Genomic DNA, 12,825 nt, shown 5'->3' on the forward strand with positions numbered 1-12,825 from the left:
AAATGAAAACTATCAAGGAAGTCAGAACAAAAAACAAATTAGCAAATTCCTATACTACTAACTAGTATATTAGAAAACATTTTGGTTTATTCCCTGCAATGTGAAATAAAATGTGCTGCCTTCACTGTAGATTGAGTCTACCCAAATTTTCCCTCCATGTCGTTCTACTATTTTTTTGGCGATAGTCAAACCCGCCCCAGTTCCTCCGCCATATTTACTGGGTGCGTGTAGTCGTTTGAAAATTCTAAAAATTGCTTCAAAGTGTTTCTCTGGAATACCAATGCCATTATCTCGGATGTAGAATGTGATTGGTAATGGTGGTTCATCTATATAACCAATGGAAATCCATTTTTCGGGTTTATCATTGTATTTAATCGAGTTAGTAATTAAATTATTAAAGAGTTCGCCAACTTGGATGCGATCGCAATACACTGTTGGTAGTGGTCGAGGAATCCGAATATCTATATTCATCTCCTCAATGCGGGCGGTTAATAAGTCTAAACTGCGATGCACGAGACTATTTAAATCTGTGGGTTGCATGGAAATATCTACTCTTCCCAACCGCGAAAAATGCAGCAGCGAATCAATTAAATCATCCATGCGCTGCGTCAAACGAATCAATGTTTTTAATTTAGTTCTGCCTTCTTCATTAATTATGTCACCGTAATCTTCCATCAAGAAGTTAGAGTAATTGTGAATACCCCGCAGTGGTTCTTTTAAATCATGAGAAGCTATATAAGCAAAGGCATCTAATTCATCATTACTGCGTTCTAGTTCTATATTTAGCTGCGCTATTTCATCGGCTTTCCGCAGCACTATGCCAATAATTGCACTTCTCAACTCTAGGGCTGCATTGACTTGATATGATTTCCACGGCTGAGATTTTAATAGAACTGTTTCTTTCCATAAATCAAAGGATTTCCGGGGTGATAGGCTAATATTACCATTTTCCTTCACTTTTACAGGTTTATGAGGATTCCCTCCCCAATCCACAGTTTGCACTACTTCTGGGCGAAACCATAAAACATAGTTTTTTTGACTTTTGGAAATGGAAAGTGCTATCAAACCGCTAGCCACATCCCGCAGTTTTTCCCCCTCTGGGTAAACTTGAGAGAGCGAATCAGTGTAGAAAATTTCCCCCTCTTGGTTCTGGTTTATCCATTCCACTAAATCTTGAATATCCTGTTGTGTAGGAGTTTTCCCTACTGTGAAATATTCTCCCCGAAAACACACAGATGCACCTTCAGCATTTACTAGATTCAGTAGATTTGGTTGTTTATTAATTAAACCATCAATGAAGTTATTTTCTAATGACATATACTCCACTAACTTGGAGTGACAAGATTTTAAATTTATCTTATCTTCTATATATTCACTATCTTCTTTAGCCGCTATTTCTAAAGATATAATTTCCCCCAAAAGTTCACAGGCGTTACGAATTTCGTAGGGAATATATTTTGGAGATTGATGATGACAAGATATGAGTCCCCAGAGGTTTCCATCTTTCATAATGGAAATTGACATGGATGCTGTTACGCCCATATTTTGCATATACTCAATGTGTAAAGGCGAAACACTTCGTAATACTGACTGGCTCAAATCTAGAGGTGCGTCAGTTAAAGGATTATTGGTTGGTATAATTGCCGCAGGTTGATAGTGGACATTGGGTATTAATCTGATCCAGTTTTGGCTATAGAGTTTTCTGGCTTGGGCGGGAATATCAGAAGCTGGATAACTTAATCCTAAATAAGGTATTAGGTATTCTGGCTTTTCTTCAGCAATAACAGTGCCATGCCAATCTTGATCAAATCGATAGAGCATTACTCTATCAAAACCAGTAATTGTCTTGACTTCTGTTACTAATATTTTACCTATTTCTGCTAAACTATAAGTATATTTTAGTTTGGTAATTGCTAATTTAATAAGATTATATAATTTCCGGAAAATATAACTTTTTTCTGGATTTTTTGGTTCTAATTCTAAAATTAAAACTCCATCAATACGGTGAAGAATACCATCATATTTGAGAGATTTATTTCCAGAATGTATATTTATTTCAATTGGGTTAAATATGAGTAAATTTTCTTGTTTTAGAGCATCTTGTAGTAGATTTATTTGTTCTGATTCTAGTAAAAAGTTTAACTTTTGATTAAGTAATTCTTCTGGGTTTAAACCAAAGAAATCAAATGTATTATTGCTAACTTGCAGAATAGTTAAATCTGATTCTTTTAGAGCAAACATAACTCCATGTGGTTGAATAGAACCAGGAATATGAATTGGCTCTTGATTACAGTTACTGATGTCAATTTTGGTAGGTATTGTAATATTATTGGTACTCACGTTTAAGTTCTGGTGATTATTAAGTAATTGGTAAACATCCTTTAATATTTTCACACAGCAGTTTCTTGAATTTTGTCAAACACTCTTAATAGTCAGATAGTCCTTATTCCCAGCATAACTATAGTCGAGAGATAATTGATAGGATTTATGCTAACGAGTTATACCTGTCTGTATTCGCAGTTCACAATTAATCTAAAATTGCTATATTTTCGCAGAAATCGCTATTTATACTCATGTAAATAAAGTTGAAATAACATTAATTAATGTTACGTTTTACAAATATTCTCGATATCTCAAGCCTTCTATATTTTAAGTGACTAAAAATTTCAGCCAAATTGCTAGTGAAGGAGTAGCTGAAGATAGTTTTTTAGTGGAAAAAAGCTGCGATCGCACTAAAATTGCCCATGACTTTATTACAAATAATCAGAACTTTTCCTACACTAATATCGAATGCGTGCTTTGGAGGCTAGTTTTCAGATTGATTTAGCTAAACCAGTTGACCCAAAAGAGTTACTGGTTAAAGTGATGAGTTTGGTGAATTTGGGCAATTTGACATACCTCCTCGTCCTAAAGAAGCGAGGATTCCTTGACACTTCGCTGGAACACGCCACAAGTGGTCTTATCGTCCCTCCATGTCCGTTTAAAGTCTCCCAATGCCCTATGGCGACTATGCCCAAATTTTAACATAAAGCCGTCCTAGAAGGCGATGCACTGAGCAGTTCGACAGGCTCACTGTAACACTTGTCGAAGTGACGGGGCTTGTATCCCATTATTTTCGGTCAATAACTAATTTGCTCAGATTGGTATGTTGGTGGCTCGATATGAATTAAAATCCTCACGGGACTAAAACGTTGTTCTAGTCGCCTTTCTACTTCTTCGGTAATCAGATGGGCGGTTTCCACATCTGCTGCTTCTACTATTAAGTGCATTTCGATGAAGACTTGGCGACCCAGGACACCCCGTGAAGCGATGTCATGACAGTTAATTACTCCGGGAACAGCAGTAGCGATCGCATGAATTGTTTCTGGTGCGATCGCCATTTGATCTACCAGCCAAGGTAAATTACTTTTCACCACTGATAAACCAGTCCAAAACACCAACAAAGCCACAGGAAAAGCTAACACCACATCCAGCCATTGATAACCTAGCCAAACCCCGATCAAACCCCCAACTACAGTCATAGTTACCCAAATATCACTCATGGTATGTGCCGCATCAGCAATTAGAATGGGGCTACCTACCCGCTTACCTACACCACGTTCATAAAACGCCACAAAAATATTTACACCCAGGACAATCAGCAATAGCCACAACTCCACAGGTGATATGTTTACAGGTTCACCACCATGAATTATCCGTTCAACAGCACCTTGGAGAATTTGCCAGCAAGCTATGGCTAAAAAAGCCGCAATCCCTAAAGCCCCCATAGCTTCAAATTTCTGGTGTCCGTAAGGATGTTCCATATCTGGTTCGGGGGCAGAATATTTAATCGCAATTAATCCTAAAATATTGTTTGCCCCATCAGTAATACTATGCAAAGCATCAGCTGACAAACTTAAAGAACCTGTCACATACCCCAAAAATCCTTTCAATCCAATCACTAACAGGTTCAGTAATAGGGTGATAATTAAAACCTTTCGTACTTCGCGGCGGTTGTCGTAAGTCATAAAACATATTTTTAATTTGTTGTCATGACTACTAATGTAAAACTAAAAACTCAGATTAAGTGTATCAAAGTCTTACGCAGTCAGAATTATATCTGTCTGTAAACTCTATTTTTTTATTGCTTTAGTGAGATAATTTCTAATTAAAATTCTCTATAACCCTGATAGATCCACGCGATCGCTATCATCATCACAGCAGATTATTATCATTAATCACCGTAATTTTTGGTATAAACTTTTTCACATCACCAGCTAAAAATTTGCCTAATAGCCGAGAAAGTCTCCGCGTCAATTTCCGGTAACATAAGTAATTATCAGTAAGTCTTCACAAATAACTCATGTCTTCAACTCTTCTGACACTGAATCTAGTTGAGGGTTCTGTCTCCTTCAGTTTTTCACCCGCAGCAGCAAGGGAATTAAAGGCAGCAACGGATCAATTAATGACCAGTCTCAAAGCTGTCGCTAATAAACCCACTCCTGGCGGCGGTAAAGTTACTCCTCAGCCTCCTCTGGAATATCGCCACACTGGGGAGGTATTTGTAGAAGTTTTTTGTAATCCCAATATTTGGCCGACCCCCTTTGCTGCTAAAGTCTTGCTGACTATCCGCAATCTCAACCTCCGCTTAACTACAGAAGCTGAACTGACGCGCTTGATTGAAGACGTTAACCAGTATTTAGAGCAAGTGGAATAAAAAATTAACGGGGCAGTTTAATCTCTTAAGCTACCCCGATTAGCAAATCTACATTCAGATATTCAATGGATCAAGACGGATATAAATCAGATTTTAATACTTCGACGCTATGAGAAAACTAAGATTCTGGATGTGGAAATATGTATCAAAGCTAGAGATTATCCGAGCCAAAAATGCTAACAATTGCTCACGTGTTCTTCCTACTATCCTTTGGTGAACATAAATTGTCAGCAATATCCTCTTCTGGGTTCAGCAGTCACTTATGGGACAAACCCGAATCACATACTCTTTAGTCGTTTTCCCATTGTTCACGACCAATTAGATCGCCAATGCGATCGCGTAATAAAAAGTCGCATTTTTCTAACTCACATTCCACACAAACCCATTCTCTCGCTGGGATGTATTGGCAGAGGGTATATATTGGCTGTTGCCTACTGACCATTCCCCTTTCCACCAATCGGCGTGCTTCATCTTGGATTACATCCAAAGAATAGTAAGAAGAATATTTGATAGAAGGCACCGTATTCACACTCATGGTTTTTACTCACAAAGTTTACAAGTAGATAGTGTTCCCATTAAATGCTAGGAACAAACATGACAACGATTAGACTTGTGGCTAGGATTTTGTAGTTTGCTATACGGAACTGATTTTATTTTGACGCTATACACATTCAAATTATCTAAAGAAATGTTAAGAATGTCAACAAATCCTGACTAATAAAAAAAACTTCCCGTAATTTCTGTTCCTAGTGTAGTTAACTTAACTTACTAGCGAGATAGTTTGATTTATCTTCAACATATCTCAAGGTCTTGCTGCCGTTGATTTTCAGCCTAATTTATGCCTGGAAATCATATCATAAATTATGTAAATCATCTCAAAAATAATTACATTACACCTCCAATTCTCTGATTTTGGTATTTATAGCAACCGCCAAGGTGGTTAGGACACAAACGGATCATAAAACCATTGTAATTAAAGAGTTTCAAGGCTTCCCCCTGCTCCCTGCTATATTCCCAAGGCTAGACTTTGAGACACTGGTCAATGAGTGTGATTATCACTGCCTTGTAACTGTTTATAGTTAGATAAGAACAGACGAGATCAGATCACGTCTGTCAGCTGTTTAGCTAATTCCCTGGGAGTGAATTTTGCTCAACTTAGCTATTCTAAAAATTCATCACCCTCATCGCTATTATCCCCTGCTGTTAAATTTTCAGGCGATCGCTCATACTCCAACTTATTCAACAGCGATAGCACCTTAGTACCCCGTTCAATCGAATCATCCTCAATAAAAATCACTTCTGGGGTACGACGTAGCCTGACTCGTGAACCTAATTCGCTGCGAACAAAACCCGTTGCTGACTTTAACCCAGCCATTGTTTCTGACTTCGCCTCATCTGTACCATAAATACTCACGTAGACCTTGGCGTGTTGGAGATCACCCGAAACATCCACAAAAGTAACACTCACCATTCCCGTACCCACACGATCATCCTTAATACCGTGGAGTAGCATTTGGCTAACTTCCCGTTTAATCAACTCAGCAACGCGGGAAATGCGGCGATTAGTAGCCATAAAATCCTGCCTCCTCACAGAGGTTGTACAACATAAATTATATAAATCAATTGGGGAAAACAGAGATTAACGCACTCCATTCCCATAGCTAATGGCTACAGATCCAAACCCTTCTAGCTTCAGCTTAGACTGCACTCAAGCCCAGCATCGCCCGGAGAGTGAGACTCACAAACACAAGGCTACCCACCAAGAAACCCAACAGAGCCATCAAGGTTATCGGGCGTTTTAACAGTGGCATTAAAGGCTCAATCGAGTTCAGAAACACCCCTAAGAGGATAGTAATGAAGTAGCGGGGGTAGCGAAAAACGTTATCCCAAAATCCGTCAAACATTTGAATTTAGACTGCCCTATTATACGATTACATTTGCTGTCATATCTATCCAATTGTAATCTATGTAGCCCGAAAATTACTCAACTCCCATAAAATATGCTTTGGCAGCTATATTTGTTATATTTAATAGCTCAGTTTTTTAGTACAACTGCAAATAAATGCTAGGTCAAATCTCCAAAGAAACTTTCCCTCGTCCCTTTTTAAAATGGGCGGGGGGTAAAAGTCGGTTAATCACACAATATATTGACTATTTTCCCAAGCACTATACAACTTACTACGAGCCATTTTTAGGTGGTGGAGCAATTTTTTTCTATCTTCACCCCCCAGCCGCTAGATTAACTGATATTAATGCCGAATTAATTAATACTTATCGTTGTGTTAGAGATCATGTTGAAGAATTAATCGCTTTGTTACAAGAACATCAAAACCAGCATAGCAAAGATTATTACTATCATATCAGAGCCAATCCAGAAGGTAATGATATCCAAAAAGCAGCTCGTCTTCTTTATCTGAATAAAACTTGTTTTAATGGACTTTATCGAGTTAATTCTCAGGGAAAATTTAATGTCCCATTAGGAAGATATAAAAATCCTAATATTTGTCCTGAAAATATCCTCAGAGCCGCTTCTGACCAGCTTTCCACCGCAGAAATTAAACAAGCAGATTTTACAAGCATCCTCACTTATGCCTATAGTAGTGATGATTTTGTTTATTTTGATCCCCCATACTATCCTGTAAGTCAAACTAGCTATTTCACAGCCTATAGTAGCTATTGTTTCGCTGAGAATCAACAATTAAAACTCAGAGATATATTTGCAGAACTAGCCCAGCGTGGAGTCAAAGTTATGTTGTCTAATTCAGATTGTGAATTTATTCGTGAACTTTATAGAGACTTTAAAATTCATCCAATATCAGCTAATAGGTCTATTAATGCCAATGCTAAAAAAAGAGGAAAAATCACCGAAGTCTTAGTTACTTCCTATGAAAATTGATGATAATATAAAATCATTATTTTCCTCTAATTATGAGGTTTGAATTATCTATCTTTGTACTCACAGCCCCGTCAGAGTTGCTATACTTAGCAAAGGAGAACTCACATTTTTTTATGATAAAATTGACTAACAAAAGTGCTAGTAAAAACTAAAAATTACTTAACCACCACTGCATAAAAATAGCACGACATTGTAAACAATGAAGATTTTTAAGTAAGTCATTAATACAATTACTATTGATTGGGTAAACTGCCCCAATATATTCTGGGTCAATTTCCGGATTAGGTTGAATTTCAGCTACAAAACCATAAAGTTTCTGATTAGAAAAAGAACTGTTTACCATCCAACCTTGAGTATTTAGGGCTGAAATTTTGCTAATATTCTTTTCACTAATTCCCAGTTCCCGCAATAAAATATCTGAAACTGCAAATTCGGGAGATTCACCATCGCGCACACGACCACCAGGAAAGTCGAGAGTTAATTTCCCGACTCCGGGACGATAGCTAGGTGGTGGGAGAATCACTGAATTATTCTGAATCGGTAATACGACCACTGAATCAGCTTTTTCAACACGCCAATATTCTAATATTTGACCCTGATTATCTTTCAGATATTCACCAATCACAGTCAGCCATTTCGAGCGTAATTCCAAAAACTGATTCTTGACTTGCCACTCCTCTGATTGTTTCATAAAGTTGATTGCGATCGCATCCAGATAGTTACTCTCTCGATTTAGTTACAAACTAGACTTTCTTGCCTCTTCGTTATTTTCTCACAATTGGTTAAGATTGCTATATATAGGCAGCTAATACCAATTTCATGTAAGGCTGCACAGAATTATGAAATCCATTAATTCATCTCCGTTCATCCACTTTCAATTGTTCTATGCAGCTTCATCTTAATTTGGTATAAACTATTGACAAATGACTAAAAACTGGTTCCGAATTGGGCTATTAAGCATATTTTTGATATCGCTGTCCTTACGTTTTTGGGGATTAGAGCGATTTAATACTCTCGTATTTGATGAAGTTTACTTTGCCAAATTTGGTAATAACTATCTCACCCAGACACCATTTTTTAATGCCCATCCGCCCCTGAGTCAATATATCATCAGTATTGGCATCTGGATTGGTAGTCATCTTCCCTTTGGAAAAGATACAGTAAATGAACTTACAGGTTCAATGCGATCGCCTTGGAGTTATCGTTGGTTAAATGCCCTCACAGGCTCATTTATTCCTGTCATCGTCGCAGCCATTGCCTATCAATTAAATCATCGGCGTAGTTTTGCCTTACTAGCAGGTTTATTTACAGCTTGCGATGGTTTATTTTTAGTTGAATCTCGTTATGCTTTAAATAATATTTATATTGTCATATTTGGCTTATTAGGTCAATTGTTTTTACTCCTAGCCTTAAATAGCCAAAATCAGCAACGTTATTGGTATTTAGTCCTTTCCGGCATCAATTTTGGCGCATCAGTTGCCACTAAATGGAATGGCTTATGGTTTTTATTCGGTGCATATTTAATTTGGACATCAGCTTATCTCATTCAGACAATCCAATCTTTTCCTGATACCAGAATTACCTTAATATCACCAGCAACATTCATCAGACAAACCCAGATATTTTTGAGCGCATGGTCTGACAAATGGGTTAATAAAAATAAATCATCCCCAGAAAATTTCCTTCAGACACCACTACAAAAACTGACGCAAATCAATATATTCCAAATGCTATTCTATTTGGGAATTATCCCAGCTATAGTCTACAGCATCATCTGGATTCCTCATCTCCAACTAGATAGAAGATATGGATTTATAGCCGTACATCAGAGAATTTTGAGTTTTCACCTCCAGATGGGTGGAAACAGTGCAGATGTCCATCCTTACTGTGCAGCATGGTATAAATGGCCGTTAATGAATCGACCAATTGCCTATTATTATCGAACAGCCGAAAGTATTCATCAACCATTATCGCTATTGCAGCCGGATTTACCTACTGAAACCGGAAAAATCATTTATGATGTCCACGCAATGGGGAATCCTTTTTTATGGTGGTTCGGTGTCGCCGCTATTGTGTTTTTAGCAATAATGCTGTTATTACAACTGGTGATTCCAGCATTTCCACAAAAGCGGTATTCTTTACCTGCAAATCTGACTGTTAATACTGGAATTGCCCTATACTTAGTTTTAAATTACGCTGCTAACTTATTACCTTGGGTTAAAGTCACCAGATGCGTTTTTATCTACCATTATATGTGTGCTGTGGTATTTGCATTTATGGCGATCGCCTGGTTTGTTGATCAGTGTCTTCATAGTTATTATCGCCAAATTCGGGCAGTAGGAGTAACCATAACCTTCATAATTATTGCAGCCTTCATTTTTTGGATGCCTGTATATTTAGGTTTACCCCTATCCCCTGAAGGTTTTAAAATCAGAATGTGGTTCAGCAGTTGGATTTAAACATCTTGTCTGGTGAGTATCCTGTTCAGTTTCAATCCTCTGGTAAATTAGCAAACACCTCGCCCACTAAATCCCTAGTCTTCTCCTCCAAGGACTGCCAATCCACCTCACCCGCCTGATCAATTAAACTAGGATCAATATTTGCAACTTCACTCACAGCAGAGTAATTTAAAAAACACACTTGATAACAAATTTCCCACAAATCTATACTTACCTCATGCTGTTGACGTTGCAAAAGCAAATGATATCCTGGATGGGGCATTGGTAGATCAGCAAGAGTAGCGCGAATTTCGTCACCCTCTGCTGAGGTTGCAGTTTCCATATCTTGCAATAACTGAGTCACCACAGCTTTAACATCATCACTGGTATTAGCTGGCCAAATCAAAACATCGTGGTAACTTCCCTTCCAACTACACCCATCAAGATGCTTGCGAATATGATCGACAACACGAATAAACGCAGGTTGCATCAGGAGTTCGGCCTGTTGCCATGTGAGTTGATTAGTTATTCTAGGTGGCATTGGCAGTAAAAGGGAACACTAAATGACAAATAAACAGTCTAAATTAATAGAAACGCTAATTTTTTAGTTTAAATCTTTATCCCAAGATAGCGGATTTCATGACATAAAATTTGGAGATACTTATTACCAGCAGAAAAATCAGGTAATAACTCTGAGGGGAAAATATGATCGGCAAGCTACTAGACAATCGTTACCAAATTATCCAAGTCCTCGCTCAAGGGGGATTTGGTCAAACCTATATCGCCCAAGATACCAGGCGGCCAGGGAACCCTATCTGCGTCGTCAAGCACCTGAAGCCTGCAACTTCCGATCCCAGAGTTTTTGACACAGCCAAACGCTTATTTCACAGCGAAGCCGAAACCTTAGAAAACTTAGGGAATCATGACCAGATACCCCGGCTACTGGCTTACTTTGATGAAAACCAAGAATTTTATTTAGTACAAGAATATATAGCCGGACACACCCTAGCTGAGGAACTCATACCCGGTCAGCGTTGGCATGAAAACCAAGTCATGGAACTCTTGCAAGGAGTCCTGGAAATCCTCGAATTTGTTCACAGCCAAGGCGTAATTCACCGCGACATTAAGCCAGATAATATTATCCGTCGCGCCTGTGATCAAAAATTAGTGTTAGTAGATTTTGGGGCAGTTAAGCAGTTAAGATTACCAATGGTCAGCGTGGGAGCGCCACCTTCAGCTACAGTTGCCATTGGGACTCCAGGCTATATGCCCACAGAACAAGGGCAAGGTAAACCCCGCCCCAACAGTGATATTTATTCCTTGGGTATGATTGCCATTGCCGCCCTCACGGGAGTAGCGGCGGTAGAATTACCAGAAGACCCGAACACTGGGGAACTCCTGTGGCAGGATTTAGCAGACGTAAACTATCCCTTGGCAACGCTGCTTACTAAAATGGTGCATTATCACTTCAAAGACCGCTACCAAAGCGCCACAGAAGCACTAAAAGCTTGTATAAGCACAGTTAGCCCTGTACTGAATGCCACACCTGCACCACCCTTTTATAATCATCACTATCAACCTAAGAGGTCTTTATCTCAAGTATCCTCACAAAAAACCGTTGCAGTTGCGCCAGTAAATCCCGTCGTTGCTAAACCAGTCCATCAAGAATCTCACAAGTCCGACCCGTGGCCATTTTTAATTGGTTTATTTTTAGCGACTGGATCTGCGGTTTTAGCGACAAATGTCTATCCCAATGTCAGGAATTTAGCGATTAATAGAGCGAATAATACCACCGCTAACTGCTCGGCGGTGGTCGCTGGTAATTCTAATGTCCGTTCTGAGCCTACCTCGATTAATTCTGATAATATTTTGCAAACTATTGGTAATAATACTGGCTTTGAAGTCACCGGCAAGCGCACACAACGAGGTTGGGTAGAAGTTAAATTAAACTCTGGTCGTTTGGCTTGGGCGCACAGAGATGTAATTACTAATAATCAACAGTGGGTGGCTTGCCTCAGAGACAAAGGCATTGCTATTAACACAGTAAATGATAGTAATTTGATTACCTCACGACCTATTCCTCAGCCGCAGCCAGAACCTACGCCAGAAGTTATAGAGACACCAAATCCATCACAGTCTAGTGATGATACTGAAAAAATTATAGAAGAAGCTAAAGAAAAGTATGAATCAGGAGATTTACAAGCAGCAATTTCTCTATTACGGTCTATTCCTGGTCATGCTTCTGTTGGCTTGAGAGAAACAGTAGGGATGATTAATCAGTGGCAAAAAGATTGGGCTAAGGCCGAGGAGGTCTTTAATGACATCAATCAGGCTATAGACGACGGTGAATGGGACAAAGTTTTAGATTATAAAAACCATTCGGAAAGGTTGCCCGATACTAAATACTGGCGCAATAAAATCCAATCTTTATTTCAAGAAGCAGATAAAAATCTAGAAAAACAGTCATCACCTGAAGGAGATTCTTCGGATAAGTCTCCATCAAAAATTCCGGATGCTGAACCAGCATCTACTACAGAGATGAATGCTGGTAATGGGGAACCACCCACAGAAGAATAATATTTGTTTACTTTCTTCCTTTTGGTCTACTGTATACACACAAATGATCCTATGGGAGCCAGTGCTTTGCTTTGGTTCCCATAGAAAGCTGTTACCAAAAAACTGGGTTTAAAGCCCCGTCCTTCTAGGACGGCTTTTCTTTAATTTTCTCATTAATTCTCTGAGTACATCATTTTGAGTACGATTTTTTTCCATGCAATACTCCACAAATATCTCGT

Annotated in this window: 11 protein-coding genes; 4 read left to right on the forward strand and 7 right to left on the reverse strand. The window is 38.7% G+C overall.

The window, feature by feature from the left end; translation table 11 throughout:
* Positions 1 to 69 precede the first annotated feature (69 nt).
* Both VB620_RS03630 and VB620_RS03635 read right to left on the reverse strand, forming a co-directional pair.
* Positions 70 to 2,340, reverse strand: coding sequence for an ATP-binding protein (locus VB620_RS03630; protein WP_323194789.1), 2,271 nt, complete (start codon positions 2,338 to 2,340; stop codon positions 70 to 72).
* 779 nt (positions 2,341 to 3,119) lie between these two features.
* The gene (locus VB620_RS03635; RefSeq protein ID WP_323194770.1) at positions 3,120 to 4,007 is read right to left on the reverse strand and encodes a cation diffusion facilitator family transporter; all 888 of its coding nucleotides are present in this window, start codon (positions 4,005 to 4,007) and stop codon (positions 3,120 to 3,122) included.
* 335 nt (positions 4,008 to 4,342) lie between these two features.
* Between VB620_RS03635 and VB620_RS03640 the strand changes: the two genes are divergently transcribed.
* Positions 4,343 to 4,696: a hypothetical protein gene (locus VB620_RS03640; RefSeq protein ID WP_323194771.1), complete on the forward strand. Its 354-nt coding sequence runs from the start codon at positions 4,343 to 4,345 to the stop codon at positions 4,694 to 4,696.
* 289 nt (positions 4,697 to 4,985) lie between these two features.
* On the opposite strand, the gene VB620_RS03645 is transcribed toward VB620_RS03640, so the two are convergent.
* From VB620_RS03645 to VB620_RS03655, 3 genes are all read right to left on the reverse strand, one after another.
* Entirely contained in the window at positions 4,986 to 5,231 is a 246-nt protein-coding gene (locus VB620_RS03645; protein ID WP_323194772.1) for a DUF4327 family protein, read from the reverse strand.
* A 624-nt stretch (positions 5,232 to 5,855) separates the two neighbouring features.
* Positions 5,856 to 6,269 (reverse strand): 30S ribosome-binding factor RbfA, encoded by a 414-nt coding sequence (gene rbfA / locus VB620_RS03650; protein WP_323194773.1) that lies wholly within the window; start codon positions 6,267 to 6,269, stop codon positions 5,856 to 5,858.
* A gap of 124 nt (positions 6,270 to 6,393) precedes the next feature.
* Positions 6,394 to 6,600 carry a DUF751 family protein gene (locus tag VB620_RS03655; RefSeq protein WP_323194774.1) on the reverse strand — a complete coding sequence of 69 codons (207 nt, stop codon included), beginning with the start codon at positions 6,598 to 6,600 and terminating at the stop codon, positions 6,394 to 6,396.
* A gap of 158 nt (positions 6,601 to 6,758) precedes the next feature.
* On the opposite strand from VB620_RS03655, the gene VB620_RS03660 reads away from it, so the two are divergent.
* Positions 6,759 to 7,592: a DNA adenine methylase gene (locus tag VB620_RS03660; RefSeq protein WP_323194775.1), complete on the forward strand. Its 834-nt coding sequence runs from the start codon at positions 6,759 to 6,761 to the stop codon at positions 7,590 to 7,592.
* Between the two features lie 148 nt (positions 7,593 to 7,740).
* Here VB620_RS03660 and VB620_RS03665 read toward each other — a convergent pair whose 3' ends face one another.
* Positions 7,741 to 8,283 (reverse strand): NUDIX hydrolase, encoded by a 543-nt coding sequence (locus tag VB620_RS03665; RefSeq protein WP_323194776.1) that lies wholly within the window; start codon positions 8,281 to 8,283, stop codon positions 7,741 to 7,743.
* 232 nt (positions 8,284 to 8,515) lie between these two features.
* On the opposite strand from VB620_RS03665, the gene VB620_RS03670 reads away from it, so the two are divergent.
* Positions 8,516 to 10,051, forward strand: a complete 1,536-nt coding sequence (locus tag VB620_RS03670; RefSeq protein ID WP_323194777.1) for a dolichyl-phosphate-mannose--protein mannosyltransferase — start codon at positions 8,516 to 8,518, stop codon at positions 10,049 to 10,051.
* Between the two features lie 31 nt (positions 10,052 to 10,082).
* On the opposite strand, the gene VB620_RS03675 is transcribed toward VB620_RS03670, so the two are convergent.
* Complete coding sequence (locus tag VB620_RS03675) at positions 10,083 to 10,571, reverse strand: hypothetical protein (RefSeq protein WP_323194778.1); 489 nt, start codon at positions 10,569 to 10,571, stop codon at positions 10,083 to 10,085.
* A 164-nt stretch (positions 10,572 to 10,735) separates the two neighbouring features.
* On the opposite strand from VB620_RS03675, the gene VB620_RS03680 reads away from it, so the two are divergent.
* Positions 10,736 to 12,607 (forward strand): serine/threonine protein kinase, encoded by a 1,872-nt coding sequence (locus VB620_RS03680; RefSeq protein ID WP_323194779.1) that lies wholly within the window; start codon positions 10,736 to 10,738, stop codon positions 12,605 to 12,607.
* Positions 12,608 to 12,825 lie beyond the last annotated feature (218 nt).

The organism is Nodularia harveyana UHCC-0300 (assembly GCF_034931085.1).
In the GTDB taxonomy this organism is placed as follows: domain Bacteria; phylum Cyanobacteriota; class Cyanobacteriia; order Cyanobacteriales; family Nostocaceae; genus Nodularia; species Nodularia harveyana.

Excerpts from the sequence above, each read along its gene's own strand:
- VB620_RS03645 (WP_323194772.1), bottom strand. The coding sequence starts at position 5,231 with ATGAGTGTGAATACGGTGCCTTCTATCAAATATTCTTCTTACTATTCT.
- VB620_RS03640 (WP_323194771.1), top strand. The coding sequence starts at position 4,343 with ATGTCTTCAACTCTTCTGACACTGAATCTAGTTGAGGGTTCTGTCTCC.
- rbfA (WP_323194773.1), bottom strand. The coding sequence starts at position 6,269 with ATGGCTACTAATCGCCGCATTTCCCGCGTTGCTGAGTTGATTAAACGG.
- VB620_RS03670 (WP_323194777.1), top strand. The coding sequence starts at position 8,516 with ATGACTAAAAACTGGTTCCGAATTGGGCTATTAAGCATATTTTTGATA.
- VB620_RS03680 (WP_323194779.1), top strand. The coding sequence starts at position 10,736 with ATGATCGGCAAGCTACTAGACAATCGTTACCAAATTATCCAAGTCCTC.
- VB620_RS03655 (WP_323194774.1), bottom strand. The coding sequence starts at position 6,600 with ATGTTTGACGGATTTTGGGATAACGTTTTTCGCTACCCCCGCTACTTC.
- VB620_RS03665 (WP_323194776.1), bottom strand. The coding sequence starts at position 8,283 with ATGAAACAATCAGAGGAGTGGCAAGTCAAGAATCAGTTTTTGGAATTA.
- VB620_RS03635 (WP_323194770.1), bottom strand. The coding sequence starts at position 4,007 with ATGACTTACGACAACCGCCGCGAAGTACGAAAGGTTTTAATTATCACC.
- VB620_RS03660 (WP_323194775.1), top strand. The coding sequence starts at position 6,759 with ATGCTAGGTCAAATCTCCAAAGAAACTTTCCCTCGTCCCTTTTTAAAA.
- VB620_RS03675 (WP_323194778.1), bottom strand. The coding sequence starts at position 10,571 with ATGCCACCTAGAATAACTAATCAACTCACATGGCAACAGGCCGAACTC.